This is a genomic window from Spirillospora sp. NPDC047418 (assembly GCF_040643275.1).
Taxonomy (GTDB): Bacteria; Actinomycetota; Actinomycetes; order Streptosporangiales; family Streptosporangiaceae; genus Spirillospora.
Genome location: NZ_JBEYTW010000117.1, coordinates 1 through 14,660 on the forward strand (window position 1 = coordinate 1; position 14,660 = coordinate 14,660).

The following is a 14,660-nucleotide window of genomic DNA, read 5'->3' on the forward strand; positions in this document are numbered from 1 at the left end:
ACCCGCCGCCCCCCACACCCCCAGCAGCCCTCTGGTCCGGTGCTGATTTTATCCTAACACCACCAACCCAACCCCCCCGCCCCCCCCCCCCCAACGACGGGGTGACCCGCACGCCGCAAGTCGACCCGCTCGGTGGACTCGTTTATCCCGGTTCCCACGGGTGAGGCTGCCTCCAGCGTCGCGAAGGGAGGCCCGGGTGGACGGCGAGCCGCGGACCGCGTTCGTGCTCGGCGGCGGCGGCGTGCTCGGCGCGCACGAGGTCGGCATGCTGCGGGCCCTCGCGGAGACCGGCGTCCGGCCCGACCTCGTCGTCGGGACGTCGATCGGGGCGCTGAACGGCGCGTTCGTCGCGGCGGACCCCGACACCGCCGTGGAGCGCCTCACCAGCCTGTGGTCCGACGACGCCACCCGCGAGGTGTTCGGCGCCCGGCTCTGGGCGCGGCTGTGGACGCTCGCCCGCTCCGGCACCCACCTGCACTCGAACGAGCCGCTGCGCCGCATGCTGGACGAACTGCTCCCCGTCCGGACGTTCGAGGAGCTCGCCGTCCCCTTCCAGTGCGTCGCCGCCGGGATCGAGACGGCGATGGCGCACTGGTTCACGTCCGGCCCGCTGCTCCCGGCGGTGCTGGCCTCGTCCGCCGTGCCGGGGCTGCTGCCGCCCGTCCGGATCGGGGACCGGCACTACTTCGACGGCGGGCTCGTCCACAGCATCCCGGTCGGGCGGGCGGTGATGCTCGGCGCGACCACCGTCTACGTCCTGCACGTCGGCCGCATCGACCGCGACCTGCCGCCGCCGCGCCGCCCCTGGGAGGTCGGCATGGTCGCGTTCGAGATCGCGCGGCGGCACCGGTTCTTCGAGGAGATGGCGACGCTCCCCGACGGCCTAGCCGTGCACGTCCTCCCGGCGGGCGCCAGGCCGCAGAAGGCCGGGGTGGACCTCGCCCAGATGCGCTACAGGAACGTGTCCGGAATCCGGGCTCACATCGAACGCGCCCACCAGGCATCCTTGGAGTACCTCAAAGAACGAGCGTGACATGCTGCCTCCCCCCATCGTCCGCCGCCTGGTCCTCACGCCGCTGCTGTTCGTCCTGACCCTGCTGGTCATCGTGCTGTTCCCGGTCGGGTACGCGGCGGCGTCCCTCGTCGGACGCGACCGCAAGAGGGCGCGGCGGCTGCTGTGGTTCGCGCTCGCCTGGGGGACGCGGGAGTCGGCCGCCGTGCTGGGATGCGGCCGGCTGTGGATCCGCCGCCGCACCCGCGACGACCGGCACTACGACATCATCCGCACCTACGTCGCCGGCCTGTACCGATCCGCGGAGCGGCGGCTCGGCCTGCGCGTGGAGGTCTCCGGCAGCGGGTACGCACCGCGCGGCGACCGCCCGCTGATCGTCCTCAGCCGGCACGCCGGGCCCGGCGACGCGCTCCTGCTCGTCCACCACCTGCTGACCGACTACCGGCGGCGGCCCCGCGTCGTCATGAAGGCGCAGCTCCAGCTCGACCCGTGCATCGACATCGCCGCGAACCGCATGCCGAACGTGTTCGTCCGGCCCGGCGGCGGCGCCGTCGAGGACATCGGCCGGCTCGCCGCGGATCTCGGCCCGCGCGACGCGCTGCTGATCTTCCCCGAGGGCGGCAACTTCTCGCCGGAGCGGCGGCGCCGCGCGATCCGGCGGCTGACCAGGCTGCGCCGCACCGACGAGGCGGCCCGCGCCGCCGCGATCCGCAACCTGATGCCGCCGCGCCCCGGCGGCGTCCTCGCCGCGCTCGACTCCGCCCCGGACGCCGACGTCGTGTTCGTCGCGCACATCGGCCTCGACCACATGGCCACGATCGGCGACATCTGGCGGCGCATCCCGCTCACCGCCGCCGTCCAGGCCCGCTGGTGGCGGATCCCCGCCGAGGACGTCCCGGACGGCCGGGACGCCCGCGTCGGCTGGCTCTACGAGCAGTGGGAGCGCGCCGACGCCTGGATCAGTGCAAACCGGGCACCGGCGTCCAGGTGACATCATGGACGCATGGGCGACGAGGGGTCCGTACGGGTCGATCTGTGGATCTGGTCCGTGCGGCTGCTGAAGACCCGTTCGATGGCGACGACGGCGTGCCGGGCGGGCCATGTCCGCGTGAACGACGAGCGCGCCAAGCCGTCCACCACGGTGAAGCCGGGCGACACAGTGCGGCTCCGCCATGACGGGCGGGAGCGGATCGTCGTCGTGCAGAAGATCGTCCGCAAGCGGCTCGGCGCGCCCGCCGCGCAGGAGTGCCTGATCGACAAGAGCCCGCCCCCGCCGCCGCGCGAGGCGCTCGTCCCGGTCGGCCGCCGCGAGCGCGGCGCGGGCCGCCCCACCAAGCGCGACCGCCGCGAACTGGAACGCATCCTCGACCGCTACCGCGTCCTCAACGATCCGCCCGGCGAGGACTGATCAGACGGCCCGCGGCTCCGAACGGCCCAGGACGGTGCCGTCGGCGGCCAGGGCCTCGGCGATGACGTCGGGGGAGTGGGCGAGGGTCACCGCGGTCTCGAAGCCCTTGCGCGGGACGGTCTTCGCCACCACCGGCCGGGCCTCGGAGCCGGTGACGAAACGCCACCGGGCGACGCCGGTCGCGCCGTTCCAGCTCACGTGGACGCGCATCAGCCCGTCCGGCAGCGGCGTCACCGCGACGTCGGGGGCGGCGGTGGGACGCGCGGACCAGTCGGCGCGGTACGCCCGGTAGGAGCCGTCGCCGATACCGGTGATCTCCAGCCTGGGGGTGCCGTCGGCGGCGAACTCCGTCATCGCCGGCGTCGAGCCCCAGCCGACGAGCACGTTCCCGTCCGGCAGGATCTGCATGTTGCCCATGTACTGCCCGTAGGTCTTGCCGTCGGCGTACTCGCGGACCCGTTCCGCGGTGCGGGCGTCCTCGTCGACCTTGAGGACGAGCCCCCGGGAGGGACCGTCGGCGGGGTCGTCGATGTGGTTGTCGAACAGCGTGATCGTCCCGTCCGGCTGCCTGCGGGCATCGTGCTGCCAGGCGAACGCGGCGCCGTCACCGAGCGCGAAGTCGCTGCGGCGGCCGCCGAGCCGCCAGCGGACGGCGCCCGTCCGGCGGTCGATCGAGTAGAGGGCGCAGGTGTTGCGCGCCGACAGCAGCAGCGTGTCCCCGTCGTCCTGGACCGAGTTGACGTGGACGGGGTCGAACGCCTTGCCCTTGGTGCCGTTCGCCTCCTTGGTCAGCGGAGTGCGGGTCTCGGCGATGCCGAGGTGGTCGAGGGCGCTCCAGTCGAGCAGCACCTCGCCCGTGCGGACGTCGATCTCCTGGACCCGGTTGTCGAGGACGTGCCCGTCGCGCGGGCCGCCGATCGGACGCATGTCGGCGGTGACCGTCGGATAGGCGATGATCAGCGCCGTCCCGCGGTCGGTGAGCACGAACTCGTGGAAGTCGCCGCGCACGCCGTTCCCGGTCCGGACCTCGGCGACGCGCCGGTAGTCGCGGCCGAGCAGGACGCCCGTGCCCGCCCCGTGCCCGCCCGTCCGGCGCTCGCCCTCCCAGTAGGTGAGGACGGGTTCGCCCTCGTAGACCTGCACCCGCACGTCGGTGATGAGCTGCCGCGACCGGTGGATCCAGACCGGTTCGCCGGTGTCGTCGACGATGAGCGCGTCGGCCGAGCCCGTCCCGCGGAACGGGGCGAGGAACAGCAGACCGCCCTCGGTGGGGCCGAGGCGCCGCGCCTTCAGGCCCGGCGGCGGCACGTCCGGCATGGTCGCGTAACCGGTCGGCGCGTCGGCCTCGGCGGGGGGCGGACGGCCGGACCCGGCGCCGCTGAGGAGCGCCGCCCCTCCGACGAGCCCGGACAGCAGGAGGCCACGACGTGTCACGTTCATGCCGCCCTGTCTACCCTCCGATGATGAGAACCGCATAAAGCGCTCAGCGCTTTCCGTCGGCGTACCGGCGCTCGGACTCCAGCGCGGACGCCACGTCCCGCGGGTAGCTGTGCCGGGCCCTGACCAGCAGCAGCCCGTTGAGCAGCAGCGGCGCGAGCGCCAGCAGGAACGCCCGGTCCAGGCCGACCGCCGACTCGCGGCCGCCGGCGAGCAGCCCCGACAGCCAGCCGAACAGCACCGGCGCGACCGCCTCCCCGGCCATCCGCACGATCGTCCGGATCGCCTCCGCGCGCCCCCACAGCCGGAAGTGGACGACGTCCAGCCGCACCGCGTCCAGCGGAGGGTTCGCGGCGGCGAGCGCGGCGGCGGCGAGCGTGAACAGCGGCAGCGCGATCAGCGCCCGCTCGGTGAGCAGGCCGGGCAGGAACAGCAGCGCCGACAGGGTGAACGCCACCCCTGGCACGGCGACCCGCGCGGTCACCATGCCCCGGCGCACCAGCCGGTCGGCCAGCCGCCCGCCGGCGAGCACCCCCACGAGCGAGGCCAGCCCGATGACGGGGATGAACGCCGTCAGTTCGCCCTGGCTGATCGAGTAGTGCTCCTGCACGAACACCATCGCGAACGTGCGCAGCCCCGCGAAGAAGAAGTACCCGATCGCCGACGCGATGATGATGACCACGTTGGTGCGGATGCGCAGGACGTACCGGGCCGCCGCGAGCAGCGGCATCCGCTCCGGATCGGCCGCCAGGACGTTCCGCGGGTCCGGCCGCACGTGCGACCGCTCCACCTGCCGCTGGGCGGGCTCCTCCCCGCCCCGGCCCGCCGCCGCGGCCTGCGCACCCCGCTCCGGCTCCGGCAGCATCCGCCACAGCAGCCAGGCCAGCACCAGCCCGAGCGCCGCGACGAGCCAGAACGCGAACCGCCAGCTCAGGAACGCCGCGAGGTTCCCGCCCGCGATCAGCCCGAACCCGACCCCGACCAGCTCACCGGCGAGGATCCGGCCCCAGATCCCGGCCCGCTCCGCCGGCGGGAACAGGTCGCCGATCAGCGACGCGACCGTGGGCCCCGCCGTCGCCGTCACCGCGCCGAGCGCCACCCGCGACGCCAGCAGCCACTCGTACGAGCCGGCCATCCCCCCGACGATCATCGCGAGGCTCCACAGCACGATGCTGCCCGCGAGCAGCGGCACCCGCGGCACCCGGTCGGTCAGCTGCCCCACCGGCAGCGTCGCGACCGCGCCGACCGCCGCCGGTGCCGCCGTCAGCACCCCGACCTGCGTGTTGCCGATGTCCAGTGACTCGCGCAGCTGCTGGACGATCGCCCCGATGACCCCCGTGTCGGCCGTGTTCAGTGCCAGCACGCACGCCAGCAGCAGCACGATGCGGGCCCGCCGCCGCCCGCCGAGCCGGGCCGTGAGGGCTTCGACCACCCGCCTCCACGGCCGCGGGGTGCACGTCACCAACCCCTAGTGCCCGTAGGCCGACCAGGTATGTCGTACCCGACCCGCGCTCACCGGCCGCCCCGGCCGCGCGTCCCGCCGGCCGCCCGGCCGCGCGTCCCGTCACGGAAACCGACAGGTCACCGTATTCCCACAAAGTCGCCATGACCAGGTATTGCGGGTGAGTCGGCCCGAGTGGTTCGAGAAAGATGGATGCGGCGGGCACGCTGGCGGGTGCCCGCGACCGGCTGACCGAGTGGCGGTGGGAATGCGTGTTGCGAGGCCGACACGGTGAATGCGCCGAGATCGACGGGCTGCTGGAGGCCGTCCGGGGCGGGCAGAGCGGGGCCCTGGTCCTCCACGGCGAGGCCGGCGCGGGCAAGACGGCGCTGCTGGAGTACCTGATCGACCGCGCGCCCGGGTTCCGGGTCGTGCGCATCACCGGGGTGCAGTCGGAGATGGAGCTGGCCTTCGCCGGCCTGCACCAGCTGTGCGCCCCGATGGAGGACCGCTTCCCGCGCCTCCCGGCCCCGCAGTGCGACGCGCTGCGCGCCGCGCTCGGGCTGAGCGCCGGGCGGGCGCCCGACCGGTTCCTCGTCGGCCTCGCCGTCCTCGGCCTGCTCGCCGACGCCGCCCGCGAGCAGCCGCTCGCCTGCGTGGTGGACGACGCGCAGTGGCTCGACCGGGCCTCGGTGCAGGCGCTCGCGTTCGCCGCCCGGCGGCTGCTCGCCGAATCGGTCGCGATCGCCTTCGCGACCCGCGAACCCGGCGGCGCGCACGAGCTGACCGGGCTGCCGGAGCTGCCGGTCGGCGGCCTGCCCGAGGAGGAGGCGCGGGCGCTGCTGCGCTCCGCCGTCACCGGGCCCTGGGACCCGCGGGTCCTCGACCGGGTCGTCGCCGAGGCGCGCGGCAACCCGCTCGCCCTGCTGGAGCTGCCGAAGGAGTCCACCCCGGCCGAACTGGCGGGCGGGTTCGGGGTGCCGGGCGCGGCGGGCCTCGCCGGCCGCATCCAGGAGGTCTACGAGCGGCGCGTCGCCGGTCTCCCGCCGGCCACCCGGCGGCTGCTGCTGGTCGCGGCGGCCGAACCCGGCGGCGAGCCGGTGCTGCTGTGGCGGGCCGCCGACCGGCTCGGCATCGACATCGAGGCGGCGACGCCCGCCGAGTCCGCCGGGCTGATCGCGATCGGGGACCGGGTGCGGTTCCACCATCCGCTCGTCCGGTCCGCGGTCTACTGGGCCGCGCCGCCCGCGGACCGCCGCGGCGTCCACCGCGTCCTCGCCGAGGTCACCGACGCGCGGGCCGACCCGGACCGCCGCGCCTGGCACGCGGCGCAGGGCGCGTGGACACCGGCCGAGGACGTCGCCGCCGAGCTCGAACGCTCCGCCGGACGGGCCCGGGACCGCGGCGGGCTAGCGGCGGCAGCGGCGTTCCTCACCCGGGCGGTGGAGCTGACACCCGACCCCGCCCGGCGGCAGGAGCGGGCGCTGGCCGCCGCGTGGGCGGCGCACCGGGCAGGCGCCCCCGACGGCGCGCTGCGCCTGCTGTCGGTCGCCGAGGCCGCCCCGCTCGGCGAGCGGCCGCGCGGCGAGGTCGACCTGCTGCGCGCCGAGATCGCCTTCGCCGTCGACCGGGGCCGCGACGCGCCCGGCCTGCTGCTCACCGCGGCCCGTCGACTCGCCCCGCACGACGTGCGGCTGGCCCGCGACACCTACCTGGAGGCGATCAGCGCGGCGCTGTTCGCGGGCCCGCTGGCCGACGGCGCCGGGCAGCGCGAGACCGCCGCGGCCGCGCGGTCCGCGCCGCCGCCGCCCGGCCCGCCGCGCCCGGCCGACCTCCTCCTGGACGGCATGGCGCTGCGGATCAGCGAGGGCCTCGCCGCCGGGGTGCCGGTCCTGCGGCCCGCGCTGGAGGCGTTCCGCGGCCCGGACCTCTCCGCGGAGGACGGCCTGCGCTGGCTCTGGCTGGCGGGGGTGACCGCCTCGACCCTGTGGGACCACGGCGCGTGGAGCGTCCTCGCGGCCCGGCACGTCCGCCTGGCCCGGGAGTCCGGCCAGACCGCCGCGCTTCCCCTCGCGCTGACCCAGCAGATCGCCGTGGACGTGCTCGCGGGCGAGCTGACCGGCGCCGCGTCGCTGGTCGAGGAGGTCGCGACGGTGTCGGAGGCGATCGGGATCCCCGTCCCGCCCTACGGCGGCCTGCTGGTCGCCGCCTGGCAGGGCCGCGACGCCGAGCTCACCGGCCTGGTGCGGACCGTCGCGGCGGAGGCGCGGCGCCGGGGCGAGGGCAACGGGCTGACCGCCGGCGCGTGGGCGACGGCCCTGCTGTGCAACGGCCGCGGCCGCTACGAGGACGCGCTGGCCGCCGTCCCCGGCGCCGGCGAGGACCGTCCGGCCGACGTGGGCACCGGGCCATGGGCCCTGGCCGAGTACATCGAGGCGGCGACCCGCGGCGGCCGCTTCGCCGAGGCCGCCGTCGCCCTCCGCCGGCTCGGCGAGGCCGCCCTCCCGGCCGGCACGGACTGGGCGCTCGGCGTCCACGCCCGCGCGCGGGCGCTGCTGAGCGAGGACACCGCCGCCGAGGACCACTACCGCGAGGCGATCGACCGGCTCGGCCGCGCCGGCGTCCCCGGCGAACTCGCCCGCGCCCGCCTGCTGTACGGGGAGTGGCTGCGCCGCCGGCAGCGCCGCCGGGCCGCCAGGGAGCAGCTGCGCGGCGCCCACGCGGCGTTCGCCGCGATGGGGATGGAGGCGTTCGCCGGACGGGCCGCCGACGAGCTGCAGGCCACCGGCGAGCACGTCCGCAGGCGGGCCGCCGAGGCGTCCGGCGAGCTGACGCCGCAGGAGGCGCAGATCGTCCGGCTCGTCCGGGAGGGCCTGACCAACCCCGAGATCGGGGCCCGGCTCTTCATCAGCCCGCGCACCGTCGAATGGCACCTCCGCAAGACCTTCGGCAAGCTCGGCATCACCTCGCGCAGGCAGCTCCAGCGCACCTCCACCACGGGCGGGGCCTGACCCGGGGGCCGCCCCCGGGCCGGGCCCCACCCGTGCCCCGGCCCGTGCCCGGCTAGGGACCGGGCCCGTGCCCGACCCTGGTGCCCCGCGACCTCCGCCCGGCGACAGTGGGTGATAACGGCACGATCACGGGAGAAGCGAGGGGAAGCATGAGCAACCACATCCTGGAGCCGGCCGCCCAGGAGTTCGCCGAGGCGACGTCCAAACCTCCGTTCATCTACGAGCTCGGCACCGAGGGGGCCCGCAAGGTCCTGGACGACCTGCAGGCCGCCCCGGTGCCGATGCCGGACGTGGACGACACGTGGATCACCGTCCCGGCCGAGGTCGGCGACGTGCGGGTGCGGATCGTCAAACCCGCCGGGGCGTCCGGGACGCTGCCGGTCGTCCTCTACGTGCACGGCGGCGGCTGGGTGCTGGGCAACGCCGGCACCCACGACCGGCTCGTCCGCGAACTGGCCGCCGGGACGGGCGCCGCGGTCGCGTTCGTCGAGTACGACCGGTCGCCCGAGGCCCACTACCCGGTCGCGATCGAGCAGGCGTACGCCACCGCCCGGTGGATCACCGAGCACGGCGCGGACGAGGGGCTCGACGCGTCCCGCATGGCGGTCGCCGGCGACTCCGTCGGCGGCAACATGACCGCCGCGCTGGCCATCATGGCCAAGCGGCGCGGCGACGTCCGGTTCGTCCACCAGTCGATGTACTACCCCGTGACCGACGCGGGGCAGGACACCGGCAGCTACCGCGAGTTCGCCGACGGCCCGTACCTGACCGCCAAGGCCATGGCCTGGTTCTGGGACGCCTACACCATGGACCCCGTCCAGCGGACCGAGATCACCGCGTCCCCGCTGCGCGCCACCCTCGACGACCTGCGCGGACTCCCGCCCGCCTTCCTGATCGTCGACGAGAACGACGTGCTGCGCGACGAGGGCGAGGCCTACGCGCGCCGCCTCACCGAGGCGGGCGTCCCGACCACCAGCGTCCGCTACAACGCCATCCTGCACGACTTCATGATGCTCAACAACGTGACGGAGACCCGCGCCGCGCGGGGCGCCGTCGCGCAGGCCATCGACGTCCTCACGACCGCGTTCGGAAAGGCGAACTCATGAGCAACGACCGACCCGTCATCGTCCTGGTCCACGGCGCCTTCGCCGAGTCGGCGAGCTGGAACCGCGTCATCCAGCGCCTGAACGACCGCGGCTACGACGCCGTCGCCGCCGGCAACCAGCTGCGCAGCGTGGCCGGCGACGCCGCCTACGTCCGCGACGTGATCGCCGGCCTGGACCGCCCCGTCGTCCTGGCCGCCCACTCCTACGGCGGCATGGTCATCACCGAGGCGGCCGCCGGGAACCCGGCCGTCCAGTCCCTGGTCTACATCGCCGGCTTCGCGCCCGACCGGGACGAGACCGCGTTCCAGCTGTCGGAGAAGTTCGAGGGCAGCACGCTCGGCGCGGCGCTGAACGCCTACCCGCTCACCGAGGGCGGCAACGACCTCCGGATCGCCTCGGACAAGTTCCACGCCCAGTTCTGCGCCGACGTCGACGCCGGCGAGGCCGCGCTGATGGCCGCGACCCAGCGCCCGGTGACCGAACGCGCCCTGACCGAGCCGCTCACGGTGGACGAGCCGGCGTGGCGCGGCAAGCCGTCCTGGTTCATCCTCGGGTCCGACGACCGCAACATCCCGGCCGCCCTGATGCACTTCATGGCCGACCGCGCCGGCTCACGCGGCACCCGCGAGATCTCCGGAGGCTCGCACGCCATCGCCGTCTCCCAGCCGGACGCGGTGGCCGACACGATCCTGGAGGCATGCCCCTGACCCACCCGTCCCGTCCCGCCCGCGGCTCCGCGGGGCACGGCCCGGCTCTCACCCGCCGGGCCGTGCCCCGCGGCCGTCGGCTCTGCGCGCGAGGACGAGCCGGTAGCGCGGGCTGCCGTCCTCGCGCCGCCCGAGGGCCGGCAAGGGGACCGTGGTCACCGCGAACCCGGCATCCGCCAGGTCACGCCGGACCGCGCCCAGCGGGCAGGTGCGGTAGTACATGACGAACGGGGGACGCCACAGGGCGTTCCTGACCCGCATGGCCAGGTCGAACCCGAGAAGCCCCCAGTACCACCCCGACGTGAGGGGCGGCGGCGCCCCGATCGGGAAGGCGAACAGCCCGCCCGGCCGCAGCGCGCGACGCACCCCGGCGAAGACCGCGGGCCGTTCGGCGGGCAGCACGTGCCCGAGCGCCCCGAAACTGACCGCGAGGTCGAACTCCTCGCCGAAGGCCAGGGCCCGGACGTCGCCCCGCACCCACTCGGCCTCCGGATGGGCCGCCCGCGCCTGCGCGAGCATCCCGGCGCTGAAGTCGACACCGGTGACGCGTCCCTCGCACAGCGGCCCCAGGACCCGCATGCCCGCCCCGGTACCGCAGCAGACGTCGAGCCCCTCCCCGAACGGCCCGAGCGGCAGCAAGGCGTCGGCGGTCGCATCGAGAATGCCGTCAGGAGTCCGGAACGGCGTGCGGTCGAACTTCGGAGCGAGCAGGTCATAGCCGTGCTCCACCGACGACAGCGCCTGCACCGCCAGTTCACGCAGAGAAGGACCTTGAGCCGAGAACACCGCCCAAGGCTACTTCCCCGGGTTCATGCCGCGACGCTATCCCGGCCGTGTGCCATTATCGGGCCATGAGTGACTGGGACCGCTTCCTCCAGGAGGTCTCCTGGTTCCTTCAGCCCGGGGAGAGCGCCGCAGTGGGCGAGGCGCAGCCGTGGACCCGCGGATCGACCGAGGCCCTTCCCGAACTGTCCGCGCTTCTCGAATCGACGACTCTCACCCCCATCTCCGTCGGAGGAACCGCCTACGAGTTGCTCGCATGGGGGCCACCGGACCGCCGGCGGGGATGGCTCTGCCACCCGCCCGGAAATGCGGCCTGCGGGCCTTTTCCGCCGGCGCACAACAGCTTCTGGAAGCTCTGCGGCGGGATCGCCGAGAGGTTCGGTGAACCCACGACCTGGTGGGAGAACCAGAACGAGGTGCTCACGGCGGACGCGGCGCGCGTGCCGGTCGCGGACGTCCTGGCCGACTATGCGTGGCTCTGGGAAGGCGACGACCTGACGCTTTCCATCGACCCGGATGAGTACTACGCCGTCGCCGTAGAGGCGAACGGGAATCTGACGCTGGCCCATCGCGACAACGGCCGGCTGCTCATCTTCGCACCGGACCACGCATTCGAGGGCGTCACACCACTGGACGGCTCCCCGCCATACTCACTGCTCACGATCGATAAGGTGCCCGACCTCGCGACCTGGATAGAGGTATGCGCCGCGGCCTGGCGACAACAGTAGGCGGGCCATTCGCCGCGTCACCACAGGCCCGCGCTCGGGCTCGCGCCCGCGCTCGGGCTCGGGCTCGGGCTCGGTATTCTCGGGACCGTGGCGGAGACAGCGGATGCGGGGGACGGGTCGCCGGAGGGCTCGGTCGCCGGCCTCGGTCCGATCAGCCATGCGATCTTCCGCGTCGCGCGGCTGCACAAGGCGTTCGCGGGCCAGCTGCTCCGCGACGTCGGCCTGTACCCCGGCCAGGAACTGCTGATGATCCAGTTGTGGGATCGCGGGCCCCAGCGCCAGGTCGACCTCGTCCGGACCCTGGAAACCGACGCGCCCTCGGTGGCGCGTTCGGTCCGTCGGCTGGAGGCGGCCGGCTTCGTCCGGCGCACCCCCAGCCCCACCGACAAGCGGGCGACGATCGTCGAGGCCACCCGTGCGAGCCTCGCGCTGAAGCAGAGCGTGGAGCGGATCTGGGCCGAATTGGAGTCGCTCACCGTCGGCGAGATGGACGCCGCCGAGCGGAAGCAGGTGCTGCACGCGCTGCAGGCCCTGGAAAGCAACCTGGCCGCCGCCGAACAGCAGCGGAATCCGGGCCCGCCGGCCTGACGGCGGGCCCGGTCCGTGACACGGCTCAGCTTCCGGGCCCGCGGCGGACGAAGCGGATCACCGGCAGCGGTCGCGGCGCCTTGGCCTGGTAGGACGCGAAGGCGGGCGCCATCTCGACGAACCGCGCGAACGCGGCCTCGCGCTCCTGGCCGGCCAGTTCGACGGCGCGCACCGGAACGGTGGCGATATCGCCGTCGATCGCGGCCTCGATCTCGGTGTCGGGGTGCGCGCGCAGGTTGACCGTCCAGGCCGGGTCGCGCGGTGCACCCTTCGCGGACCCCACCACCAGCCAGCCGTCGCCGTCGCGCAGGGACATCGCGGGGTTCACCCGCGCGGTCCCGGTCCGTACGCCGCGATGGTGGATGAGGACCAGGTTGGTCCCCCAGGCGCCGACGCGGCCGCGGCTTGCCCGGAACTCCGCGATGACGCGGTCGTTGAACTCGGTCATGATCGGTTCCTTCCGTTCCGCCGGGCCGCGCCCCGCGCCGGAGCGCGGCCCGCCGAGGTCAGTTCATGTACATTCCGCCGTCGACGTTCAGCGTCTGGCCGGTCACGAAGTCGGCGTCCGGGGACGCCAGGAAGAAGATCGGCCCGACGAGGTCGCCGGCGTGCTGGTCGCGCTTGAGGGCGCGGCCCTCGCGCTGGGACGCGATGAGCTCCGGCGGGAAGTTCTCCAGCACGGGCCCGGTGAGCGTCAGGCCGGGGGTCAGCAGGTTGACGGTGATGCCGTCCGGACCGACCTCGCGTGCGAGGCTGCGGGTGAACCCGACCAGCCCGGCCTTCGCCGTGACGTAGTGGACCTGCCCGGGGACGCCCGGGAACATCGACGCCGACCCGACGTTGACGACCCGGCCCCAGCCGCGGTCCCTCATCAGGGGCAGCAGGGCGTGGGTCACCAGGAAATAGCCGGTCAGGTTGATGTCGATCACGGTGCGCCAGCGGTCGGGGCTGGTGTCCTCGAACATGTCGAAGGGGAAGAACCCGGCGACGTTGAGGAGCACGTCGACGCCTCCCAGCCTGCGGGCGGCGTCGGCGATCACCTGGACGTCGTCCTCGTCGGCGATGCTGCCCGCGACGGTCACGAGCGACTCGTCCGCGCCCAGATCCGCGCGGAGCTTGCCGAGGGCGGCGGCGGACAGGTCCGTGGCGATCACCTGATCGCCGTTGCGCAGGAATCGGCTGACGAGAGCGGCCCCGACTCCTCCGGCGGCGCCGGTGATGACGACGACCCGTCCGGTGGTGTGGTCAGTGCGTGCGGTGGTGTTCATAGCGGTGTCCCTCCACGGGTAGTGGACGTCAGGCGGAGGCCCCGGCCGCAGGCGCGGGCTGCAAGACGGGGTAGTCGGTGTAGCCCGCGGCGTCGCCGCCGTAGGCCCTGCTCAGGTCCGGTTCGTTGAGCGGCGCACCCGTCTCCAGCCGGTGCGGGAGGTCGGGGTTGGCCATGAAGAGGCGGCCGAAGGAGACCAGGTCGGCGGCCCCCTCCTCGATGAGCGAGAGGTGCTCCGGGCCGGTCAGCGACCCGGGAGTGGCCGGGTTCACCATGAACGCACCGGACCACCGCGCCCGCAGGACGGACGTCAACCCGGGGTCCGTGGACTCCAGCACGTGCAGGTAGGCCAGGCCGAGGGGGTCCAGTTCGTCGACGAGCAGCCGGTACGTCTCGGCGTGGTCCCGCTCCTCGATGTCGTTCAGCGGGTTCGCCGGGGAGATCCGCAGCGCGGTTCGCTCGGCGCCGATCTCCTCGGCCACCGCGCGGACGGCTGCCAGCGTCAGGCGGATCCGGTTCTCCGCCGGCCCTCCCCACTCGTCCTCGCGCCGGTTGGCGTTGGTGGACAGGAACTGGTGGAGCAGGTAGCCGTTCGCGCCGTGCAGCTCGACGCCGTCGAAGCCCGCCGCGATCGCGTTGCGGGCGGCCGAGGCGAAGTCCGCGACCGTCTCCCTGATCTGCCCGCTCGTGAGCGGCACCGGCTCGACGAAGTCCTGCGGCCCGCGGGCGGTGAAGATCTGCCCCTCGGCGCGGACCGCCGACGGGCCGACCGGCACGGTGTGCTGAGAATAGTTGTCCGGATGACCAACCCGCCCGGTGTGCATCAACTGCGCGACGATCTTCCCGCTGTCGCGATGCACGGCACCGGTCACCCGGCGCCACGCCTTGACCTGGTCGTCACTGTGGAGACCGGGCGTATCGGGGTAGCCCTGGCCGATCCGGCTGGGCTGGACGCCCTCGGTGACGATCAGCCCCGCACCGGCGCGCTGCGCGTAGTACTCGGCCATCAGCGGGGTGGGACTCGCGTCCGGCCCGTACGCGCGGCTGCGCGTCATCGGTGCCATCACGATCCGGTTCTTGAGCGTCCCGAACCCGACCTCCACGCTGTCGAACGGGCTCACGGGGCCCCGTCCTTCGATGGAAGCAGTCATGCCGCCGCCCTCATTCCTAGC

14 protein-coding genes are annotated in these 14,660 nt (G+C 74.3%); 8 read left to right on the forward strand and 6 right to left on the reverse strand.

Features of this window, described 5'->3' with window-relative positions:
* The first annotated feature begins 196 nt into the window (after positions 1-196).
* The 3 genes from ABZ806_RS39955 to ABZ806_RS39965 are packed head-to-tail and all read left to right on the forward strand — an operon-like array spanning position 197 to position 2,420.
* Positions 197-1,033: a patatin-like phospholipase family protein gene (locus ABZ806_RS39955; protein ID WP_500223819.1), complete on the forward strand. Its 837-nt coding sequence runs from the start codon at positions 197-199 to the stop codon at positions 1,031-1,033.
* 1 nt (position 1,034) lies between these two features.
* The gene (locus tag ABZ806_RS39960) at positions 1,035-2,003 is read left to right on the forward strand and encodes a 1-acyl-sn-glycerol-3-phosphate acyltransferase (RefSeq protein WP_500223821.1); all 969 of its coding nucleotides are present in this window, start codon (positions 1,035-1,037) and stop codon (positions 2,001-2,003) included.
* Between the two features lie 12 nt (positions 2,004-2,015).
* Positions 2,016-2,420 carry an RNA-binding S4 domain-containing protein gene (locus ABZ806_RS39965; RefSeq protein ID WP_500223822.1) on the forward strand — a complete coding sequence of 135 codons (405 nt, stop codon included), beginning with the start codon at positions 2,016-2,018 and terminating at the stop codon, positions 2,418-2,420.
* Here the strand turns inward: ABZ806_RS39965 and ABZ806_RS39970 are convergent, their stop codons facing one another.
* A complete protein-coding gene (locus ABZ806_RS39970) occupies positions 2,421-3,860 on the reverse strand; it encodes an arylsulfotransferase family protein (RefSeq protein ID WP_500223823.1) in 1,440 nt (479 codons plus the stop codon). It abuts the gene before it with no gap.
* Positions 3,861-3,903: 43 nt separating this feature from the next.
* Complete coding sequence (locus tag ABZ806_RS39975) at positions 3,904-5,289, reverse strand: MFS transporter (protein ID WP_500223824.1); 1,386 nt, start codon at positions 5,287-5,289, stop codon at positions 3,904-3,906.
* 218 nt (positions 5,290-5,507) lie between these two features.
* Here ABZ806_RS39975 and ABZ806_RS39980 point away from each other — a divergent pair, with 218 nt between their 5' ends.
* From ABZ806_RS39980 to ABZ806_RS39990, 3 genes are all read left to right on the forward strand, one after another.
* Positions 5,508-8,309: an ATP-binding protein gene (locus ABZ806_RS39980; RefSeq protein WP_500223825.1), complete on the forward strand. Its 2,802-nt coding sequence runs from the start codon at positions 5,508-5,510 to the stop codon at positions 8,307-8,309.
* 149 nt (positions 8,310-8,458) lie between these two features.
* Entirely contained in the window at positions 8,459-9,415 is a 957-nt protein-coding gene (locus tag ABZ806_RS39985; RefSeq protein ID WP_500223826.1) for an alpha/beta hydrolase, read from the forward strand.
* Complete coding sequence (locus ABZ806_RS39990) at positions 9,412-10,122, forward strand: alpha/beta fold hydrolase (RefSeq protein ID WP_500223828.1); 711 nt, start codon at positions 9,412-9,414, stop codon at positions 10,120-10,122. Before ABZ806_RS39985 ends, ABZ806_RS39990 begins: the two co-directional genes overlap by 4 nt.
* A gap of 48 nt (positions 10,123-10,170) precedes the next feature.
* Here ABZ806_RS39990 and ABZ806_RS39995 read toward each other — a convergent pair whose 3' ends face one another.
* Entirely contained in the window at positions 10,171-10,908 is a 738-nt protein-coding gene (locus tag ABZ806_RS39995; RefSeq protein WP_500223829.1) for a class I SAM-dependent methyltransferase, read from the reverse strand.
* Between the two features lie 65 nt (positions 10,909-10,973).
* On the opposite strand from ABZ806_RS39995, the gene ABZ806_RS40000 reads away from it, so the two are divergent.
* Both ABZ806_RS40000 and ABZ806_RS40005 read left to right on the forward strand, forming a co-directional pair.
* Positions 10,974-11,633: a hypothetical protein gene (locus tag ABZ806_RS40000; RefSeq protein WP_500223830.1), complete on the forward strand. Its 660-nt coding sequence runs from the start codon at positions 10,974-10,976 to the stop codon at positions 11,631-11,633.
* Positions 11,634-11,720: 87 nt separating this feature from the next.
* A complete protein-coding gene (locus tag ABZ806_RS40005) occupies positions 11,721-12,221 on the forward strand; it encodes a MarR family winged helix-turn-helix transcriptional regulator (RefSeq protein WP_500223832.1) in 501 nt (166 codons plus the stop codon).
* Between the two features lie 25 nt (positions 12,222-12,246).
* Here the strand turns inward: ABZ806_RS40005 and ABZ806_RS40010 are convergent, their stop codons facing one another.
* The 3 genes from ABZ806_RS40010 to ABZ806_RS40020 are packed head-to-tail and all read right to left on the reverse strand — an operon-like array spanning position 12,247 to position 14,609.
* Complete coding sequence (locus tag ABZ806_RS40010) at positions 12,247-12,669, reverse strand: nitroreductase/quinone reductase family protein (protein WP_500223833.1); 423 nt, start codon at positions 12,667-12,669, stop codon at positions 12,247-12,249.
* A gap of 58 nt (positions 12,670-12,727) precedes the next feature.
* Entirely contained in the window at positions 12,728-13,489 is a 762-nt protein-coding gene (locus ABZ806_RS40015; protein WP_500223835.1) for an SDR family NAD(P)-dependent oxidoreductase, read from the reverse strand.
* 28 nt (positions 13,490-13,517) lie between these two features.
* Complete coding sequence (locus ABZ806_RS40020) at positions 13,518-14,609, reverse strand: alkene reductase (RefSeq protein ID WP_500223836.1); 1,092 nt, start codon at positions 14,607-14,609, stop codon at positions 13,518-13,520.
* Between the last annotated feature and the right edge of the window lie 51 nt (positions 14,610-14,660).